This is a genomic window from Klebsiella sp. Ech2A (assembly GCF_030078455.1).
GTDB lineage: Bacteria > Pseudomonadota > Gammaproteobacteria > Enterobacterales > Enterobacteriaceae > Klebsiella > Klebsiella terrigena.
This window is the reverse complement of sequence record NZ_JAQGFU010000025.1, coordinates 18548-39766: the sequence shown is the minus strand read 5'-3', so window position 1 is coordinate 39766 and position 21219 is coordinate 18548. Positions and strand designations below refer to the sequence as shown.

The 21219-nt window shown below is 56.4% G+C and carries 14 protein-coding genes; 6 read left to right on the top strand and 8 right to left on the bottom strand.

Annotation, left to right across the window (positions count from 1 at the left end):
- The 5 genes from PFH44_RS08000 to PFH44_RS07980 form a co-directional block, all read right to left on the bottom strand.
- The coding region (locus tag PFH44_RS08000; RefSeq protein WP_463671538.1) for an ABC transporter domain-containing protein at window positions 1-966 on the bottom strand (966 nt) is incomplete at its 3' end.
- Window positions 967-1040: 74 nt separating this feature from the next.
- Window positions 1041-1691, bottom strand: a complete 651-nt coding sequence (alkB, locus tag PFH44_RS07995) for a DNA oxidative demethylase AlkB (RefSeq protein ID WP_283824755.1) — start codon at window positions 1689-1691, stop codon at window positions 1041-1043.
- Complete coding sequence (gene ada, locus PFH44_RS07990; RefSeq protein WP_283824754.1) at window positions 1691-2752, bottom strand: bifunctional DNA-binding transcriptional regulator/O6-methylguanine-DNA methyltransferase Ada; 1062 nt, start codon at window positions 2750-2752, stop codon at window positions 1691-1693. The genes alkB and ada overlap by 1 nt, the downstream gene beginning before the upstream one ends.
- 72 nt (window positions 2753-2824) lie before the next feature.
- Entirely contained in the window at window positions 2825-3877 is a 1053-nt protein-coding gene (gene apbE, locus PFH44_RS07985) for an FAD:protein FMN transferase ApbE (RefSeq protein ID WP_045855958.1), read from the bottom strand.
- Between the two features lie 101 nt (window positions 3878-3978).
- Window positions 3979-5073: an OmpK36 porin gene (locus tag PFH44_RS07980; RefSeq protein ID WP_045855960.1), complete on the bottom strand. Its 1095-nt coding sequence runs from the start codon at window positions 5071-5073 to the stop codon at window positions 3979-3981.
- Between the two features lie 770 nt (window positions 5074-5843).
- Between PFH44_RS07980 and rcsD the strand changes: the two genes are divergently transcribed.
- Window positions 5844-8501 carry a phosphotransferase RcsD gene (gene rcsD, locus PFH44_RS07975; protein ID WP_283824753.1) on the top strand — a complete coding sequence of 886 codons (2658 nt, stop codon included), beginning with the start codon at window positions 5844-5846 and terminating at the stop codon, window positions 8499-8501.
- Window positions 8502-8517: 16 nt separating this feature from the next.
- Window positions 8518-9168 carry a response regulator transcription factor RcsB gene (gene rcsB, locus PFH44_RS07970; protein WP_041146527.1) on the top strand — a complete coding sequence of 217 codons (651 nt, stop codon included), beginning with the start codon at window positions 8518-8520 and terminating at the stop codon, window positions 9166-9168.
- Between the two features lie 92 nt (window positions 9169-9260).
- Here the strand turns inward: rcsB and rcsC are convergent, their stop codons facing one another.
- Complete coding sequence (gene rcsC, locus PFH44_RS07965) at window positions 9261-12107, bottom strand: two-component system sensor histidine kinase RcsC (RefSeq protein WP_283824752.1); 2847 nt, start codon at window positions 12105-12107, stop codon at window positions 9261-9263.
- 153 nt (window positions 12108-12260) lie between these two features.
- Window positions 12261-14900 (bottom strand): DNA topoisomerase (ATP-hydrolyzing) subunit A, encoded by a 2640-nt coding sequence (gene gyrA / locus PFH44_RS07960; RefSeq protein WP_045855966.1) that lies wholly within the window; start codon window positions 14898-14900, stop codon window positions 12261-12263.
- A gap of 336 nt (window positions 14901-15236) precedes the next feature.
- On the opposite strand from gyrA, the gene ubiG reads away from it, so the two are divergent.
- The 4 genes from ubiG to yfaE all read left to right on the top strand — a co-directional run bounded on the left by ubiG (window position 15237) and on the right by yfaE (window position 20077).
- Entirely contained in the window at window positions 15237-15965 is a 729-nt protein-coding gene (gene ubiG / locus PFH44_RS07955; protein ID WP_283824751.1) for a bifunctional 2-polyprenyl-6-hydroxyphenol methylase/3-demethylubiquinol 3-O-methyltransferase UbiG, read from the top strand.
- Window positions 15966-16310: 345 nt separating this feature from the next.
- The gene (gene nrdA, locus PFH44_RS07950) at window positions 16311-18596 is read left to right on the top strand and encodes a class 1a ribonucleoside-diphosphate reductase subunit alpha (protein ID WP_045855968.1); all 2286 of its coding nucleotides are present in this window, start codon (window positions 16311-16313) and stop codon (window positions 18594-18596) included.
- 96 nt (window positions 18597-18692) lie between these two features.
- Complete coding sequence (nrdB, locus tag PFH44_RS07945; protein WP_133599187.1) at window positions 18693-19823, top strand: class Ia ribonucleoside-diphosphate reductase subunit beta; 1131 nt, start codon at window positions 18693-18695, stop codon at window positions 19821-19823.
- Window positions 19823-20077, top strand: coding sequence for a class I ribonucleotide reductase maintenance protein YfaE (yfaE, locus tag PFH44_RS07940; protein WP_045855971.1), 255 nt, complete (start codon window positions 19823-19825; stop codon window positions 20075-20077). The genes nrdB and yfaE overlap by 1 nt, the downstream gene beginning before the upstream one ends.
- A gap of 62 nt (window positions 20078-20139) precedes the next feature.
- Here yfaE and glpQ read toward each other — a convergent pair whose 3' ends face one another.
- Complete coding sequence (gene glpQ, locus PFH44_RS07935) at window positions 20140-21219, bottom strand: glycerophosphodiester phosphodiesterase (RefSeq protein ID WP_283824750.1); 1080 nt, start codon at window positions 21217-21219, stop codon at window positions 20140-20142.

Below are 21219 nucleotides of genomic sequence, written 5' to 3'. Positions count from 1 at the left end.
GGTTTGCCAGTGCGGGTGCGCCTGCGGCTGCGGGAATTCGGCACGGTACGGCGCCAGGGAGAATTTGTGCAGCTTATTGAAGGCCACCTGGGCGCTGAGCAGCGTCGGCAGCGCGCCCACGGCGGAAAGCAGCGGCGTGCGCAGGAACAACAGGGTCAAAGAGTAGGTCGCCGCCACGGCGGTATTCGCCCAGCCGAGGCCGTTGGCCATCCAGAACACCAGGCCAATGGCGCCGAGCATCATAATATTCGACCAGTTTACCGCGCTGAGGTGGAAGGTATCGGCGCGGATAATATGGTGCCGATACTCGCGCGCGTCCGGCAGATAGAGATGATTAAACACGTATTCGGCGCGCTCGCGATTGAGCGTCAGCTCTTTGCGTCCTTCCAGCACCGTCTGATAGTCGTGGTACAGCTTGTCTTCGGTCTCCCGCAGCGTCGCCATGTGCTTATAAACGCGCGATACCAGCATAAATCCGCCCCAGATGGTTATCGCCATCCACAGCGCGGTCACCATCATCATTTTTCCCGACAGCCACGCCAGATAGGCGGCGGAACCGAAGGTCAGGATAATGCCCTGCACCAGTTCGGGCAGGCGCACAAAGGCGATGGTAATGTTGCGTACGTCGCTGGTTAAGCCGGCAAGCAGCGAGGCGCTGCCAATCTTCTCAACCTGCTCGATTTGGGTGTCGAGGATGCGCTTAATGAACTCCCCGCGCAGGCGGAAAACAAAATGGTGCCCAAGGGTCGTCAGCGCCAGCTGTGAGCCCAGCGTCACCGCCATCAGCAGCAGCAGCAGGCCGAGAAACTCCGGCAGTACCGTCAGCGAGGTATCAACAACGGTCATCAGCCGCAGATTGATAAAGGCAATAAGCCCGATCCCCAGCGCCGCGCTGAGCAGGCTCAGGGCAATGACGGAAATAAACGGCCAGCGATACTGGCGCCAAACAAGAAGAAGAAGTTCCATAACAGCAATCCGGGCAAGCAAAACAGCCAGCAGTGTAAACTGCTCGCCGATGACATCAAGAATAATTCTTATTTTTATTCTTTATCGCCTGCCAGCCGAAAGGTGAGGTTGTAACGGCAGGCGCCGGTGTCCGGATGGTCGCCCTCTTTCAGCGGCTGAATCCCGTGATAAAACAGCCGCGACTCGCCGCCCCAGACCACCACGTCCCCGTGCTCCAGCAGCACTCTGCGCAGCGGTTCGCTGCGCTGCAGGCCGCCAAACTGGAACACCGCCGGCAGCCCCAGCGATACGGAAACGATCGGCGCACGCAGATCGCGCTCATCCTTATCCTGATGCAGCGAGAGCTTCGCCCCGGGCTGATAGCGGTTGATTAAGCAGGCGTCGGGCACAAAGCCCGCGTATCCGCAGGCAAGCGCCGCCTGCGTGGCCAGCTCGGAGAATATCGGCGGCATCGGCGGCCAGTCCCGCCCCGTTAGCGGATCGCCGGGAGCATACAGATAGCCGTGCATATTGGTCGTCCAGCCCAGCGGCCCGCAGTTAGTCATCGCCACCGACATGGTGTAGCCGCCGGGCGTAACCATCTGGCGAAACGGTGAAACGTCGGCAACGCCCAGCAGCGCCTGCAGCAGAGCCGGGGCGCGCTGGCGGGCGAAGCGCCGCAGAATGACGGCCCCGGGTGCCAGCGGTTCCTGCCAGGGGGGCGTATCGGCAAAAAGATCGAGCATTACGACTCCTCGGTTTGTGCTTCCCGGGCCAGCAGCTGCGCTTTGCGGGCGGTTCCCCAGCGGTAGCCGGAGAGCGCCCCGCCTTCGCGGACCACCCGGTGGCACGGAATAACGATAGCCAGTCGGTTGGCGGCGCAGGCTCCTGCTACCGCGCGGACGGCGCGCGGCTGACCGATGCTTTGCGCAACCTGACGATAGCTGCGCGTTTCGCCCGCCGGGATCTGGCGCAGAGCCTGCCAGACCCTCTGCTGAAAGGCGGTGCCGCGAATATCCAACGGCAGGTCTATGGTCTGGCGGCTATCGTCGATGTGGGCAAAAATCTGCGCCACCCGCGCGGAAAAATGCGCGTCGCCGGGCAGAAGCCGGGCGTGGGGGAACAGGCGGCGCAGCTCGTCCAGCGGCGCGTCGCCCTCTCCGGGCAATACGGCACACACTCCGCGCTCGCCTTGCGCCACCAGACAGCGGCCAATCGCGCAGTCGCCGAGCGTGTAGACGATATCGGTTTCATCGCCGCCGCGGCGAAACTGGCTGGCGGTCATGCCAAGCACGGCGTCGGCCTGACGATAGTAGCTGCTGCCGTCGGGAAAGCCTGCGGCCAGCACCGCCGGGGTCACTTTTTCCCCTTGCGCCAGGGCGTCCCGTAAACGCCGCGCGCGCCACGCCTGCTGCCAGGCCTTCGGCGTCATGCCGGTGACGGATTTAAATAAACGGTGGAAGTGGTACGGGCTGACCGCCAGCTCATGGGCCAGCGCCTCGAGGGTTATCGGCGCTTCCTGCTCAAGCAGGCGGCAGGCTCTGGCGACCTTCTCGGCCTTCTGCCGCTGCGGGTCGCTTTTGTCCGGCTGACAGCGCTTGCAGGGGCGAAATCCGTCGGCGATGGCGGCCGCCGCATCAGGGTAAAAACGGACGTTTTCCCGCAGCGCCCGCCGCGAGCGGCAGGAGGGACGGCAGCAAACGCCGGTGGTCAGCACGGCAAACACAAACTGACCGTCGGCGCGGGCATCACGATCGCATACCGCCTGCCAGCGGCGGTCATCGGTATCAGCAATAATCGGTTTCATCATCGGCTCCTGCTTTAAGTGTATAGCCAGTCTGATTCATCGCCCGCCGAATAAAACCCGAAATCTTGCTGTTTAATTCTTTTCGCCAACCAGGAAGGTGCGGAACTGCGGCGACATCCAGGTTTTAAACCCCTCCCCCTCTTTGACGATCATATAGACGGCCAGCCCCTGCTCTCTCACCACCTCCTGCGCCTTTTTCGGACCGAGCACCATCAGCCCGGTATCCCAGCCGTCGGCTTCCAGCGCCGTCGGCGCAATCACCGTCACCGAGACCAGCTTATGGTCGATCGGTCTGCCGGTTTGCGGATCGATCACGTGCGAGATCCGTTTGCCATCCAGCTCATAATAGTTGCGGTAGCTGCCGGAGGTGCTGATTCCGTGGCCGTTAATATCGACGATGGCCTGGACGGCGTTTTCACGATCGGTCGGCTTTTGGATCGCCACCCGCCACGGCTGCCCGTCGGCGTTCATCCCTCGGCTAACCAGCGCGCCGCCGACGGAGACCAGATAGCGAGAAATGCCCTCCTGCTCCATCAGACGCGCCAGATGATCGGCGGCATAGCCCTCGCCAACGGTCGAAAGATCGACATACAGATCCGCAATATCCTTTTGTAAATACTGGCGATCCGCGCGGTTAATCACCGTCAGATGCTGCAGCCCCGTCCGCGCTTTTGCCGCCGCGATCTGCTGAGGATCCGGCGTTTTTACCGGCTGCTTATCCGGGCCAAAGCCCCAGAGATTGACCAAAGGTCCGACGGTAATATCCATTGCGCCGTGGGTTTTTGCGCCAATGCGCAGGGACATGGTGACGATATCGGCCATCGCTTCGCTGACCGGCCACGGCTCGGTGGAACTGGCGTGGTTAAATTGCATCAATGCTGAATCGTTTTTCCAGGTGGAAAGCAGGCGATCGTCGGCGTCCAGCTGGGACTCTATTTTCTGCCGCAGCGCCTGGGCTTTCGCCTGATCAACGTTAATGACGCTGACCCGCCAGAATGTGCCCATCGTTTTGCCGTCCAGCACGGTCGCGGCACTCTTTTGAGCTGCAGGTGAGGTAGCTGAATCACAGCCGGAAAGGAGTACGCAAACGCCGAGCAGCGCGGCGCGGAAAAAAGTGATATCCATAAAATCGGTTCCTCTTGCTAAGGCAGCAAGAGTACACCAGCCACCTTAAACGAGGCATAAAAAAAGGCGCCAGAGGCGCCTTTTTCGTGACTTCAGCGTGCTTAGAACTGGTAAACCAGGCCCAGAGCTACGATATCGTCGGTAGAGATACCGGCGCTACGAGTGAAGCTGTTGTCGTCCAGCAGGTTGATTTTGTAGTCAACGTAGGTGGACATGTTTTTGTTGAAGTAGTAGGTCGCGCCCACGTCAACATATTTCAGGATATCCTGGTCGCCGTAGCCTTCCAGATCCTTACCTTTAGACTGCAGGTAAGCAACGGACGGACGCAGACCGAAATCGAACTGGTACTGTGCAGCCACTTCGAAGTTCTGTGCTTTGTTAGCAAAGCCCAGGCTACCAGCGCGAGTTGCGTTGTAGGTCTGAGTGTACTGAGTTGCCAGGTAGATGTTGTTCGCGTCGTATTTCAGACCGCCGGTGTAGGTTTCAGCATATTTGCCGTCGCCCAGCAGGCCAACTGCATTCTGATCGTCGGTACGTTTAGAGTGACCGTATGCGAAACCAGCGCTGATGCCGTCCCAGATATCATAAGTTACGGAAGTACCGAAACCGTCGCCGTTCTGTTTGTTCCAGCCACGACCGTTGTTGGTTGCGCCTTCGCCGCTGACGCTGCCGTTTTTACCCTGATACTGCAGAGCAAAGTTCAGGCCGTCAACCAGACCGAAGAAGTCAGAGTTACGGTAGGTTGCAACGCCGTTAGCACGGGACTGCAGGAAGTTGTCAGAACCGTAGGTGTCGCCGCCGAATTCCGGCAGAACGTCGGTCCAGGAAGTTACGTCGTAAACAACGCCGTAGTTACGACCGTAGTCGAAAGAGCCCGCGTCGCCGAATTTCAGACCTGCGAATGCCAGACGAGTCCATGCCTGATCGCTGGAGCTTTCAGTGTTGTTCGCCTGAACGTTGTATTCCCACTGGCCGTAACCGGTCAGCTGGTCGTTGATCTGGGTTTCGCCTTTCACGCCAAGACGCATGTAGGTCTGGTCGCCGTCAGCGCTCTTGTCGTCAGAGAAATAGTGCAGACCGTCAATTTTGCCGTACAGGTCTAATTTGTTGCCATCTTTGTTATAAATTTCAGCCGCATTTGCTGCGCCTGCTACCAGCAGAGCCGGTACCAGGAGGGACAGTACTTTAACTTTCATGTTATTAACCCTCTGTTTGTTATATGCCTTTTATTATGCCACTGCTTACTGATTACCCTTCTAATCAGTCGGCTATATTCATTGTGCTGTAAAATGCAGAATAATCCAACAAGAATATGATACGAAAACTTCTAAGGTGTTTCAAAATGCGCACAAGATGTTTCAATTTGTAAACTAAAGGGAACTTTTCGCAACGATGAGAAATCGTAAAATAAGCACCAATAATCAAGAAAATATTTTTTTTCGATTACCATCAGCCAGTTACACGACACGCCAGGTATAGCACTGAATGACAAAACAAAATGGTCGCCTGCGACTAGAATAACTCCCGCTATCATCATTAACTTTATTTATTACCGTCATTCAGTTCTGAATGTCTGTTTACCCCTATTTCGACCGGATGCTTCGCATCCGGTTTTTTTTACCCTTCTTTACATAACTTTAATTATACCCATGCCAGCCGCGATAAAAATAACGGTTATTAATCAAACACTCCGCGTATCAGGAAGTGCTTATACGGGTAATTTCTTGTTATTTCGTGCTATTTCCTGCAGGTAATCGGTAAATAGCTGTACAGCATCAATTCCGCTGTACATTTTTATTGTCAACGCTCCTTTAAGATAAATCCCAATGCAAAAAAGCGCCGAAGGCCATTCTGTAGTATGGATTTGATAAATTAGCCTTTATACTGCTTAGCGAATTCACTCTGCTACCAGCTACCTTGGTGCAACATCCTGCTTACAAACATTGATGAGTCGCACTGCTACACGATGACCCAGAAAAAATTCACCCTGATGCCTGGCAGCATCACCCGTTTCTTCATTTTAATGGTCATCGTCCTGCTGGCGACGATGAGCGTGACGCTGCAAAGCGCGGTCAACGCCTGGTTAAAAGAGAAAAGCTATCAGGTTGTCGACGTGAGCCATGCGCTGCACAAGCGCATCGATGCGTGGCGCTACGCCACCTGGCAAATTTACGACAATATTGCCGCCACCTCTTCCAGCGCCGCCGGCGAGGGTTTACAGGAAACGCGATTAAAGCAGGATGTCTATTATCTGGAAAAGCCGCGGCGTAAGACCGAGGCGCTGATTTTTGGCTCTCATGACAGCTCAACGCTGGAAATGACGCAAAAAATTTCCAACTATCTCGATATTCTGTGGGGCGCAGAGACCATTCCCTGGTCGATGTACTACCTCAACGGGCTGGATAACAGCCTGATTCTGGTCTCGACTCTGCCGCTGAAAGACCTTTCTTCCAGCTTTAAAGAGTCGACGATTAGCAACGTGGTGGAGTCCCGCCGCGCGGAAATGCTGCTGCAGGCTAACACGCTCGACGAAAGAGAAACCTTCTCGTCGCTGCGCCAGCTTTCATGGCAAAATGGCCACTACTTCACCCTGCGGACCACCTTTAATCAGCCGGGCCATCTGGCCACCGTGGTCGCTTTCGACCTGCCGATTAACGATTTGATCCCGCCGGGCATGACCCTGGACAGCTTCCGCCTTGAGCCCGATCCTTCACAGAACACGGCGGGCAGCCCGGATAAAGAAGAGTCTGATAACGTCAGCATCAACTTCAACGGCACGCGGATTGAAATCATCACCGCCATTAATACCACCGGGATGCGTCTGGTCTGGGTGGTGCCATTCAGCACCCTGATGATTGAGTCGCTGCAGAACGTCCTGCTGCCGCTCCTGCTGATTATCGGCCTGCTGGCGCTGACCTTGTTTGGCTTCACGACCTTTCGCCACTACAGCGGCCGCAGCCGTCAGACCGGGACGGGCGTCTCCTCTGCCGCCAGCGGCGAGCATCGTACGCTGCGGGCAATAAATGAAGAGATTGTCTCGCTGCTGCCGCTGGGGCTGCTGGTTCACGATTTAGAAGCTAACCGCACGATTATCAGCAACCCCATCGCCGATCATCTGCTGCCGCACCTCAACCTGCAAAATATTACCAACATGGCGGATCAGCATCAGGGCGTAATTCAGGCGACGGTGAACAACGAACTGTATGAGATTCGCCAGTACCGCAGCCAGGTCGCGCCGCGCACGCAGATCTTCATCATCCGCGATCAGGACCGGGAAGTTCTGGTAAGTAAAAAGCTCAAGCAGGCCCAGCGCCTGTATGAGAAAAACCAGCAGGGCCGCACCGCGTTTATGCAGCATATTGGCGCCGCGCTGAAGCAGCCAGCCCGCAGCCTGGCGGAAGAAGCGGCCGCGCTTGGCATGGCCGAAAGCCGCAGGCTGGCGCAGCACGCGGATGAGCTGGTGCAGCTGGTTGACGAAATTCAGCTGGCAAACCTGCTGGAAAGCGATAGCTGGAAAAGCACGCCGGATCGGTTCTCGATTCAAGAGCTGATCGATGAAGTGGTGCCGGAAGTGCTGCCCGTGATTAAGCGTAAAGGCCTGCAGCTGCTGATTAACAACGCCCTGGCGGCGAATGAGCAACGCTACGGCGACCGCGACGCGCTGCGCCGCACGCTGCTGCTGCTCATTCAGTACTCGGTCACCACCACGCAGATCGGTAAAATCACCCTCGAGGTGAGCAAGGACGACTCCGCGGACGATCGTTTGACCTTCCGCATTATCGATACCGGCAACGGCGTTTCGGCAAACGAAATCGATAATATGCACTTCCCGTTCCTTAACGATACCCAGGCCGATCTGTACGGTAAGGCCAATGCGCTCACCTTCTGGCTCTGCGATCGCCTGACGCGCAAGCTCGGCGGCCAGATGAATATCAAAGCGCGCGAATCTCTGGGCACCCGCTACTCCCTGCACCTCAAAATGCCGGCCAGTGAAGAAGAGAGCGACTCCGGCGAACATCTGCTGGATGACGTGGTGGTATTGCTTGATATTACGGCTAATGAGGTCCGAAAGATTGTCGTGCGTCAGCTTGAAAGCTGGGGAGCGAGCTGCATCACGCCGGATGAGAGGCTGACAAGTCAAGAATACGATCTCTTTTTAACGGATAATCCGTCTAATCTTACTGCTTCTGGCTTGCTTTTAAGCGATGATGAGGTCGGGATACGAAAAATAGGTCCAGGCCAACTGTGCGTCAATTTTAATATCAGCACGGCCATGCAGGAAGCGATTCTGCAACTGATTGAACAGCAGCTGGCGGAAGAAAACGTGCAACCTTCTCCTCCGGGAAGCGGGAGCAACGCCGAACTGCACGCCAGCGGCTATTATGCGCTGTTTGCCGACACGGTTCCGGATGATGTTAAGAGACTGTATACTGAGCTGGCAACAAGCGATTTAGCTGCGCTGGCCCAGACTGCGCATCGCCTCAAAGGGGCGTTTGCTATGCTTAACCTGACACCCGGCAAACAGTTATGTGAAACGCTTGAGCATCTGATTCGTGAAAAAGATGCGCAAAGCATAGAAAAATACATCAGCGACATTGACGTTTACGTCAAGAGCTTGCTGTAGCAAGGTAGCCTAATACATGAATACTATGAACGTAATTATTGCCGATGACCATCCGATCGTACTGTTCGGTATTCGTAAGTCACTCGAGCAAATTGAGTGGGTTAACGTTGTCGGCGAGTTTGAAGACTCCACAGCACTTATCAATAATCTGCCGAAATTAGACGCCCATGTTCTGATTACCGACCTGTCCATGCCAGGCGACAAATACGGAGACGGGATCACGCTGATCAAGTACATCAAGCGCCATTTCCCGGATCTGTCGATCATTGTTCTGACCATGAACAATAACCCGGCGATCCTCAGCGCGGTGCTGGATCTGGATATCGAAGGGATCGTGCTGAAACAGGGCGCGCCGACCGATCTGCCGAAAGCGCTGGCGGCGCTGCAGAAAGGCAAAAAGTTTACGCCGGAAAGCGTTTCACGCCTGCTGGAAAAAATCAGCGCCAGCGGCTATGGCGACAAGCGCCTGTCGCCGAAAGAGAGCGAAGTTCTCCGCCTGTTTGCCGAAGGCTTCCTGGTGACCGAGATTGCCAGAAAGCTTAACCGCAGCATTAAAACCATCAGTAGCCAGAAAAAATCGGCCATGATGAAGCTCGGCGTAGAAAACGACATTGCCCTGCTGAACTACCTCTCTTCCGTTTCACTGAGCGCAACCGACAAAGAGTAACGCTCACCTTCCCGGATACGGCGCGACCGTTATGCGCCATATCCGGGGAAACGACCCGCCGCTGCCGGGCCGCGCCTGCCGAAATCTCCGCCCTATTCCCTGCTCCTACGCACCCGTGCGGCGTACAGCGTCAAAGTTTGCTTGATAATGTCGAGCGTCACCGGTTTAGAAAGACAGCTGTCCATACCCGACTCAAGGCAGCGCTGCTTCTCTTCCGCCAGCGCGTTGGCGGTCACCCCGATAACCGGCAGCGTCATTCCCAGCTCGCGTATACGCTGCGTCAGACGATAGCCGTCCATATTCGGCATGTTGACGTCGCTCAGTACGATATCAATATGCTGCTTGCTCAGGACGCCCAGCGCATCAACCCCGTCGTTCGCCGTTACGCACTGATAGCCGAGCGACCCGAGCTGGTCGGCCAGCAGGCGGCGGTTGATCGGATGATCGTCCACCACCAAAATCATCATGTCATCGTGATTGGCCGTCTGCGTTTCCGGCGCGGAGAGCGCCGGGCCGTGTTCGGCGCTGGCCACGTCAACGTGCAGGATACGTCCCAGCAGAGGCAGCAGCTCATGCGGCGTCGTGACGCTATGCAGCCACTCTCCCGGCGCGCGCTCCTGCGGAATGCCGATATGCCGGCGGCAGAAAATAATCACCGCCGCCCCGGGCCAGCCGGTATGCGCTTCATCATCGGTGAGCAAAATATCGTCCGCCCCCGGCGCCTCGCCGGCATAGTTTTTCACCTTAATGCCGTGGTGATTCAGCAGCGAGGTGATAAACATTGTCAGAGCGGTGTTGTGAACGGCAAGCCAGCAGCATTTTTCCGCCAGGCCATCGGCAAGCAGCGGCGCACCGTTTTGCACGCCGTACAGCGGAATGCGAATGGTAAAGCGGCTGCCCATACCGGGCTCGGTTTCTACGGCAATATCGCCGTCCATCATGCTGATGAGCTTCTCGCAAATCGCCAGCCCGAGTCCCGTTCCCTGGAAGTTGCGCTGAACGCCGGTGCCGACCTGGAAGAACGGGTCAAACAGGCGCACCACCTCTTTTGCCGGGATCCCTTCCCCGGTATCGCGCACGCTGATTTGCAGATAGTCGCCGGCGCACTGAACGTGCAGGATGATGCAGCCGGTATCGGTAAATTTGATGGCGTTGCTCAACAGGTTAGAAATGACCTGCTGCAGGCGCATCGGATCGCCGGACATCAGCTGCGGCACGTCGGGCTCGATAAAGCAGTACAGCCCGAGCTGCTTGCGCACCACCAGCGGCAGATAGTTCGCCGAGATGTGGTTCATCACCTCGCGCGGCGAGAACTCGCTCGGCTCGATTTTCAGCTGCTCGGACTCAATTTTCGAGAAATCCAGAATATCGCTGATGATCTTCAGCAGCAGGCTGGACGAGTTGTTCATCGCCGTGACCAGGCGATCGACGCCCTTCGGCAGCTCTTTGGTTTGCAGCAGATCGAGGTTGCCGATAATGCCGTACAGCGGCGTGCGCAGCTCGTGGCTCACCGTAGCAAGGAACATCGATTTCGACTGGCTGGCCTGCTCTGCGGCCTGCGCCATCTCCTGCAGCGACTCTTCCATTTTGACGCGGGCGCTGACGTCAACCAGCACGCAGATAGCCACGTTTTCGTTGCGGTAGCGCGAGTGAACGAAGCTGATTTGCAGATTGGTATTATTGCTGGTCAGCACATCGACAAAATTGACCTGCTGGCCGCAGATAATCTGCGTCAGCCTCTGCCGGTCCTCATGGGTCAGCATATTGAGGTAGTTATGCGCCAGTTCGTTACTCAGAATATTGGTGCCGTCGAGGGTGCGCAGAATACAGATCCCCACCGGTGCCGAGGCGACAATCTTACGGTTAAACTGCTCGTGCTCCTCGAGGCGCTGGGCGTCATTTTCCGCCGGGATAAAGATCCGCCGCTCGTACATTCGCGCGAGGGCGAAAAGCATCACCCCGGTCAGAATATTGAGCACTATTGCATTGAGGATCAGCATCCGGATGCGCTCGAGGACCTGGTCTACCGATACCGAATAGACGATGCTCAGGGAGGATGGCGGCAGGCTCTTCTTCATGGCCAGCTCGCGGAAGCCGGAAGTGTAGCCGAACCAGATCCGTTCCTGCATCCAGCGGGCCTCGCCCTTGATTTTAGCGTCCGGCCCGGCGAGAGAGATAAGCGGCTGGCCGCTATCGTCAAGGATCGTGACGTTCATCGGCAGGCTGCCCGGCGTGAAGAAGCTCTCCATGCGAATCGTTTGCTCGACGCCGAGCATCGCCTGCAGGCGGTTGGCCATATAGACCGGCGTCAGCGCGTAGAAGTAGCCGACGCCGGGACGCACGCCCTGGCTAATCCAGAACAGATTGCTGCCGCGTTCGCTTTGCGGGGCGTCGCGATACTGCTCAATACGCTGGTGCAGCACCTTCAGCGCCTGGTCTCGTTCGAGCGGCATCTCGCGCAGGCCAAAGTTCGCCATGCACAGGTTATCGCTGCCAATTAAAAAGATACGGTTGAGATCGTAAGCCACGGAGAAATTGTCGCGCCAGTAGCGCATAAACCATGCCAGAGACTGCAGCGAATTGCGCCAGGTGCCGCTCATTGCCCCGCAGTCTGAATCCGGATAGAGCGGTTCGAAGTCCGGAACCGCGATGTCGCCATTTGGCACCGGCGGCGCGTTGCCTTCACGGCCGCCGCCCGGCCGATTGCCGGCAACATACTTCAGCTCTTTAATGACGTCCGCCGTGCGCTGGATATAGCGCTGCGCCTGATCGGCGTTGAGGTTAAACTCCTGGCGGATCTCCGACTCCCGGTCATGCAGCGCGTTAACAATGTAAAACACCGAGACGAAAGCAATCAGCATCCACAGCAGGACCGCCAGCGCCCGGAACAGGTAGCGTGAAACTTTTAGCGTGGTATGAAAAGAAGCAAGATATTTCAATGTGGCGATGCTCGGCCGTCAGGGACTCAACAGAATGGGGTTAAGGTAGCGGTAAACACGTTTTGTCGCAACGTTATACTCTCTGGATCACCCGCGCCGGGCAAATAAAAAGGGCCGGGATATTCCCGGCCCTTTTCGCAACATTACCGCAGATTATTCATCATCTTCGGCGATGTCATCATCAGCTTCAGCGTCGGTTTCCGGCGCGATATCGTCATCGCCTTCCGCCACGCTGCCGTCGATGGCATCCAGCTCTTCGTCATCAACTGGTTCAGCAACGCGCTGCAGGCCGACCACGTTTTCATCTTCCGCAGTACGGATAAGGATCACGCCCTGAGTGTTACGACCCACGATGCTCACTTCCGATACGCGAGTACGTACCAGGGTGCCCGCATCGGTGATCATCATGATCTGATCGCAATCGTCCACCTGTACCGCACCCACCACGGAGCCGTTACGCTCGGTCACTTTGATCGAGATAACGCCCTGAGTGGCGCGGGACTTGGTCGGATACTCATCCGCCGCGGTACGCTTGCCGTAGCCGTTCTGGGTCACGGTGAGGATCGCACCTTCGCCGCGCGGAATGATCAGGGAGACAACTTTATCTTCACCCGCCAGCTTGATACCACGTACGCCGGTCGCGGTACGGCCCATCGCACGTACTGCGCTCTCTTTAAAGCGCACGACTTTACCGGCAGCAGAGAACAGCATCGCTTCGTCTTCGCCGTTCGTCAGATCAACGCCGATCAGCTCGTCGCCTTCGTTCAGATTCACGGCGATAATGCCGGCTGAACGCGGACGGCTAAATTCGGTCAGCGCCGTTTTCTTAACGGTACCGCTCGCGGTCGCCATAAAGACGTTCACGCCCTCTTCGTACTCGCGTACCGGCAGGATGGCGGTGATACGTTCATCGGCTTCCAGCGGCAGCAGGTTGACGATTGGACGTCCACGCGCGCCGCGGCTGGCTTCCGGCAGCTGATAAACCTTCATCCAGTAGAGACGACCGCGGCTGGAGAACAGCAGGATCGTATCGTGGGTGTTGGCCACCAGCAGGCGGTCGATAAAGTCTTCTTCTTTAATACGTGCGGCCGATTTACCTTTGCCACCGCGACGCTGCGCCTCGTAGTCGGTCAGCGGCTGATACTTCACATAGCCCTGGTGAGACAGGGTGACCACCACATCTTCCTGGTTGATCAGATCTTCGATGTTGATATCAGCGGTGTTGGCGGTGATTTCGGTACGACGCTGGTCGCCGAACTGTTCGCGCATCGCTTCCAGTTCTTCACGAATCACTTCCATCAGGCGGTCGGCGCTGCCGAGGATATGCAGCAGTTCAGCAATCTGTTCGAGCAGCTCTTTGTATTCGTCGAGCAGTTTTTCATGCTCAAGGCCGGTCAGCTTCTGCAGACGCAGATCCAGAATCGCCTGGGCCTGCTGTTCGGTCAGATAGTATTGACCGTCACGCACGCCGAACTCTGGCTCCAGCCACTCCGGACGCGCGGCATCATCACCGGCGCGTTCCAGCATCGCCGACACGTTGCCCAGATCCCACGCTCTGGCAACCAGCCCGGCTTTCGCTTCCGCAGGCGTTGGCGCACGGCGGATAAGCTCGATGATCGGGTCGATGTTTGCCAGCGCAATCGCCAGGGCTTCAAGGATGTGCGCACGGTCGCGGGCTTTACGCAGCTCGAAAATAGTACGACGGGTGACCACTTCACGGCGGTGACGCACGAACGCGGAAAGAATATCTTTCAGGTTCATGATCTTCGGCTGGCCGTGGTGCAGCGCAACCATGTTGATGCCGAAAGAGGTCTGCAGCTGAGTCAGCGAGTAGAGGTTGTTAAGAACCACTTCACCCACCGCATCACGCTTGATCTCAATCACGATGCGCATGCCGTCTTTGTCAGACTCATCGCGCAGCGCGCTGATCCCTTCCAGACGCTTCTCTTTCACCAGCTCGGCCATTTTCTCGATCAGGCGAGCCTTGTTCACCTGATACGGAATTTCATGCACGATGATGGTTTCACGGCCGGTTTTCGCATCGGTTTCTACCTCAGCGCGGGCGCGAATATAAATTTTGCCACGGCCGGTACGGTAGGCTTCCTCGATGCCGCGACGGCCATTGATAATGGCGGCGGTCGGGAAGTCCGGGCCCGGAATGTGTTCCATCAGGCCTTCGACGGAGATGTCCTCATCGTCGATATAGGCCAGGCAGCCGTTAATCACTTCCGTCAGGTTGTGCGGCGGAATGTTGGTCGCCATCCCGACGGCAATACCGGACGAACCGTTTACCAGCAGGTTGGGGATTTTTGTTGGCATGACGTCAGGGATTCGCTCCGTGCCGTCATAGTTATCAACGAAATCAACCGTCTCTTTTTCGAGGTCGGCCATCAGCTCGTGGGCGATTTTCGACATACGGATTTCCGTATAACGCATCGCTGCGGCGGAGTCGCCATCGACAGAACCGAAGTTACCCTGGCCATCGACCAGCATATAACGCAAGGAGAATGGCTGCGCCATACGTACAATGGTGTCATAAACGGCGGTATCACCGTGAGGGTGATATTTACCGATTACGTCACCAACGACACGGGCGGATTTTTTATAGGCTTTGTTCCAGTCATTGCCCAATACGTTCATGGCGTAAAGTACGCGACGGTGTACCGGTTTCAACCCATCTCGGACATCCGGCAGCGCACGGCCAACAATGACCGACATCGCATAATCCAGATACGAGCTCTTCAGCTCTTCCTCAATGTTGACCGGTGTAATTTCTCTCGCAAGGTCGCTCATCTAACCGCTATCCCTCTACTGTATCCCGGATTCAAAGGTCGCAAATTATAACACAGCCGCGGTGATACCGGTAAACCTATACCCAATGAATTTCGTACCGCATCAAGGCGGCCAACGAAGAAGCGGTGCGAAAGGCGACGGGTATACCCAATGAATTTCGTACCACATCAAGGCGGCAAACGCGGGAGTCCCGATGAGCTCACCGTAGTGAGTGATTCGGGTGAGCGCGTGCGGCCAACGAAGAGGCGGTGAGAAAGGCGACGGGTATAGACGGTTTATTCATGGCGGTCTGCTGATATACTCGCAGGTCTGAACTGAAAAGGAGTAAAAGCGCCCATGAATGCCGAAAAACCGTCGGTGGCCCACAACGTTGATCATAATGAAATCGCTAAATTTGAAGCCGTCGCCTCGCGCTGGTGGGATTTAGAGGGCGAGTTCAAACCACTGCATCGCATCAACCCGCTGCGGCTGGGCTATATTGCGCAGCGCGCCGGCGGCCTGTTCGGCAAAAAAGTGCTCGACGTCGGCTGCGGCGGCGGCATTCTTGCAGAGAGCATGGCGCGGGAAGGCGCAACGGTGACCGGGCTGGATATGGGCTTTGAACCGCTGCAGGTGGCGAAGCTGCACGCGCTGGAAAGCGGCGTTCAGGTTGAGTATGTCCAGGAAACCGTCGAAGAGCACGCGCTGAAGCATGCGCAGCAGTACGACGTGGTGACCTGTATGGAGATGCTGGAGCACGTTCCCGACCCGCAGTCCGTGGTCCACGCCTGCGCGCGTCTGGTTAAGCCCGGAGGCCAGGTCTTCTTCTCAACCATCAACCGCAACGGCAAAGCGTGGCTGATGGCGGTAGTCGGCGCCGAATACGTGCTGAAGATGGTGCCCAAGGGGACCCATGACGCGAAGAAGTTTATCAAGCCGTCCGAGCTGATCGGCTGGGTAGATCAGACAAATCTGAAAGAGCAGCATATTACCGGCCTCCATTTCAATCCGCTAACCAATACCTTCAAGCTGGCCCCGGGGGTAGATGTTAACTACATGTTGCATACAACGGCGAAAAACGCATAACGTCAGCAGTTTTTCATATGATGATTGCGCGGCATCAAGCCGCGTAATTTTTCCTGGCGCTGAAGAAATCAGCACTCGATCAAATTTTCATTTTTATTTTTGAGTTTATTGACATCTTCGCCAGGCCTTATGCGACGTGGGCCCGGCTATTATTACGCTTCCGCAACCTCAATTTAACGTCAAAATCAACTCTTGTACTCAAAAGAATCCTTACTAGAATACTCACCATATAGCGTTCTTTTTATCTACAACCCCCTACATATAGTATTTATCCACAGAGTTAGTCACAACGGCTGTCTGTGGATAAGCGGGGGATATTTTCTTTCACGGACAGGTATAATCCACATGAATCAGAGTCTGCTGGTGACAAAGCGCGACGGTACAACCGAGCGTATTAATCTCGACAAAATCCATCGCGTACTGGATTGGGCGGCAGAAGGACTGAATAACGTTTCGATTTCTCAGGTAGAATTGCGTTCCCACATTCAGTTCTACGACGGCATCAAAACTGCCGATATTCACGAAACTATCATCAAGGCCGCGGCGGATCTTATCTCCCGCGATGCTCCGGATTACCAGTATCTCGCCGCGCGTCTGGCGATTTTCCATCTGCGTAAAAAGGCCTACGGTCAGTTCGAGCCGCCGGCGCTGTTCGATCACGTCACAAAGATGGTCAACAAGGGTAAATACGATACTCATCTGCTGGAAGACTACACGGAAGAAGAGTTCAAGCAGATGGATTCGTTCATCGTGCACGATCGCGATATGAGCTTCTCCTATGCGGCGGTTAAGCAGCTGGAAGGTAAGTATCTGGTGCAGAACCGCGTAACCGGCGAAATTTATGAAAGCGCCCAGTTCCTCTACATTCTGGTCGCCGCCTGCCTGTTCTCGAACTACCCGCGCGAGACCCGTCTGGACTACGTCAAGCGCTTCTACGACGCGGTGTCCACCTTCAAGATTTCGCTGCCGACGCCGATCATGTCCGGGGTGCGTACGCCGACCCGCCAGTTCAGCTCCTGCGTGCTGATTGAGTGCGGCGACAGCCTCGACTCCATCAACGCTACCTCCAGCGCGATTGTAAAATACGTTTCCCAGCGCGCCGGCATCGGCATTAACGCCGGCCGCATCCGCGCGCTCGGTAGCCCGATTCGCGGCGGTGAAGCCTTCCATACCGGCTGTATCCCGTTCTATAAGCACTTCCAGACCGCGGTGAAGTCCTGTTCACAGGGCGGCGTGCGCGGCGGTGCTGCCACCCTCTTCTATCCGATGTGGCATCTGGAAGTTGAAACCCTGCTGGTGCTGAAAAACAACCGCGGCACCGAGGCGAACCGCGTTCGTCACATGGACTACGGCGTACAGATCAACAAGCTGATGTACACCCGCCTGCTGAAAGGTGAAGATATCACCCTGTTCAGCCCGTCCGACGTCCCGGGCCTGTATGACGCCTTCTTCGCCGATCAGGACGAGTTTGAGCGTCTCTACACCCAGTACGAAAAAGACGACAGCATCCGCAAGCAGCGGATCAAAGCGGTTGAGCTGTTCTCTCTGATGATGCAAGAGCGCGCCTCTACCGGCCGTATCTACATCCAGAACGTTGACCACTGCAACACCCACAGCCCGTTCGATCCGGTTATCGCGCCCGTTCGTCAGTCCAACCTGTGCCTGGAAATCGCCCTGCCGACCAAGCCGCTGGACGACGTCAACGATGAAAACGGCGAAATCGCGCTGTGTACCCTGTCAGCGTTCAACCTCGGCGTGATTGAGAGCCTGGACGAGCTGGAAGATCTGGCGGTGCTGGCGGTTCGCGCGCTGGATGCGCTGCTGGACTACCAGGACTACCCGATTCTGGCGGCAAACCGCGGCGCTATGGGCCGTCGTACGCTGGGTATCGGCGTGATTAACTTTGCCTACTATCTGGCAAAACACGGTAAACGCTACTCCGACGGCAGCGCCAACAACCTGACGCACAAGACGTTTGAAGCTATCCAGTACTACCTGCTAAAGGCCTCCAACGAGCTGGCTATCGAACAGGGCGCCTGCCCGTGGTTCAACGAAACCACCTATTCCCAGGGCGTTCTGCCGATCGATACCTATAAAAAGGATCTCGACGCAATCGTCAGCGAGCCGCTGCACTACGACTGGGAGCAGCTGCGCGAGTCGATCAAAACCCACGGCCTGCGTAACTCGACCCTCTCCGCGCTGATGCCTTCAGAGACCTCTTCGCAGATCTCTAACGCCACCAACGGTATTGAACCGCCGCGCGGCCATGTGAGCATCAAGGCTTCGAAAGACGGTATTCTGCGCCAGGTGGTTCCGGATTACGAAAAGCTGCAGAACGGCTACGAGCTGCTGTGGGAAATGCCGAGCAACGATGGCTATCTGCAGCTGGTCGGCATTATGCAGAAGTTTATCGATCAGTCGATTTCGGCCAACACCAACTACGACCCGACGCGCTTCCCGTCCGGAAAAGTACCGATGCAGCAGCTGCTCAAAGACCTGCTCAATGCCTATAAATTTGGCGTAAAAACTCTGTACTATCACAACACCCGTGATGGCGCGGAAGATGCGCAGGACGATTTGGCGCCATCCATCCAGGACGACGGCTGCGAAAGCGGCGCTTGTAAGATCTGATAACGCCCCCCTCGCCCCATGGCGAGGGAACATCAAAGCCCGGCCCCATCTGTAGGGCCGGAGCGAGGGGCAATAACATCACAGGACGCACATTTAATGGCATATACCACCTTTTCTCAGACCAAAAACGATCAGCTGCTTGAGCCGATGTTTTTTGGCCAGCCGGTTAACGTTGCCCGTTACGATCAGCAAAAATATGACATCTTCGAAAAGCTTATCGAAAAGCAGCTCTCTTTCTTCTGGCGCCCGGAGGAAGTTGACGTTTCCCGCGATCGTATCGATTATCAGGCGCTGCCGGATCACGAAAAGCATATCTTCATCAGCAACCTGAAGTACCAGACCCTGCTGGATTCCATCCAGGGCCGCAGCCCGAACGTCGCGCTGCTGCCGCTGATTTCGATTCCTGAGCTGGAAACCTGGGTAGAGACCTGGGCGTTTTCTGAAACCATTCACTCGCGCTCCTACACCCATATCATCCGCAACATCGTCAACGATCCGGCGATGGTCTTCGATGATATCGTCACCAACGAGCAGATTCAGAAGCGCGCGGAAGGGATATCCAGCTACTACGATGAGCTCATTGAGCTGACCAGCTACTGGCATCTGCTGGGTGAAGGCACCCATAGCGTTAACGGTAAAACCGTCACCGTGAACCTGCGCGAGCTGAAAAAGAAACTGTACCTGTGCCTGATGAGCGTGAACGCGCTGGAAGCGATTCGCTTCTACGTCAGCTTCGCCTGCTCCTTCGCCTTCGCCGAGCGTAAGCTGATGGAAGGTAACGCTAAAATCATCCGCCTGATCGCTCGCGACGAAGCGCTGCACCTCACCGGCACCCAGCATATGCTGAACCTGCTGCGTTCCGGCGTCGACGATCCGGAAATGGCCGACATTGCCGAAGAGTGCAGGCAGCAGTGCTATGACCTGTTCGTGCTGGCGGCTCAGCAGGAGAAAGAGTGGGCGGATTATCTGTTCCGCGATGGTTCGATGATTGGCCTGAACCGCGACATTCTCTGCCAGTACGTCGAATACATCACCAATATCCGCATGCAGGCGGTTGGCCTCGATCTGCCGTTCCAGACCCGCTCTAACCCGATTCCGTGGATTAACACCTGGCTGGTATCCGATAACGTGCAGGTTGCGCCGCAGGAAGTGGAAGTCAGCTCCTACCTGGTGGGGCAGATCGATGCCGAAGTCGATGCCGACGACCTGAGCAACTTCCAGCTCTGATGAAACGCATTTTTTTGAAAATTTCTGACACTCATCTCGAGTGTCAGGATGAACACCGCTGCCTGCTTGATGCCCTGGAATCGCATAATATCGACGTGGAGTATCAGTGCCGCGAAGGTTATTGCGGCTCCTGCCGCACGCGGCTGGTGTCCGGCCAGGTTGACTGGCTGACCGAGCCGCTGGCGTTTATTCAGCCGGGAGAAATTTTGCCCTGCTGCTGCCGGGCAAAAAGCGATATCGAAATCGAGATGTAGCAGCCCGGCAACATCCCATCCGCGCCGGCCGGCGCGGACAGGTTTGCCATTCACGCCGCGGGCTAGCGGCGTTCCCCCTCTTGCTGTAGAAACTGCACCGCCTTATCCGGGAAGTCGCTGAACAATCCATCGACGCCGGCCTTGTTATACAGCAGGTCGAACAGCTGATTTACGTTGGTGGCGTAATCCGGCAACTGGTCAGCGCGGACGGTATAGGGGTGGACCACCAGATGCTGGCGGTGCGCCTCTTTCACCATATCGGTCAGCGCCACCTGGCCCGGCCTGGCGTTCGCCGCCACCAGCATGTGGTAGTCCGGGCCGATGCCGTCGGCGTAGTGGGCAATCTGCCCCATCGCGCCGGGCTTAAACATCCAGTCATAGCTGTAGTTAACCCATTTGCCATCCGCCTGGCGCTGCTGGGTTTCATTCCAGTCGCTGTAGGCGATCAGCTGCACCAGATTCAGGTTCATCCCCATCTTCGGCTCCAGCTCGTTCTTAATGCGCTTGAGCTCGTTGGCGTCAAAACACTGCAGGTACACCTTATCCTGCTTGCTGGTGTAGCCATACTTCTTCAGCACCTGCAGGACGCTGGTAGCAATATCCTTACCTTCCTGATGGTGGAACCACGGCGCTTTAATTTCCGGGTAGATGCCGATATTTTTCCCGGTTGAGTGGTTCAGCCCCTGAACGAACTCAATTTCCTCTTCAAAGGTATGAATGCGGAAATCCGCTTTTCCCATCGGGAAGCGCCCCGGGAAGGTCTGGACGTTCTTACCGTTTTTGGGTTCAAACCCTTCGCTGAACTTCAGCGTTTTTATCTCCGCCAGGGTGAAGTCGATGGCGTAGAAGCGGCCATCCTGACGCGCGCGCTGCGGAAATCTCTCCGCCACGTCGGTAACCCGATCGAGATAGTGGTCGTGCAGCACCACCAGCCGATCGTCTTTGGTCATCACCAGGTCCTGCTCGAGATAATCGGCGCCCTGGGCATAGGCCATCGCTTTCGCCGGCAGCGTATGCTCCGGCAGATAGCCGCTGGCGCCGCGGTGGGCAATGACTATCTTATCCCCCGCCTGAGCGGCAAAGCTCAGCGTGGAGCCTGCCAGCAGCATCCCGGTCATCAGGGTCGTTATTACCGTTTTCAT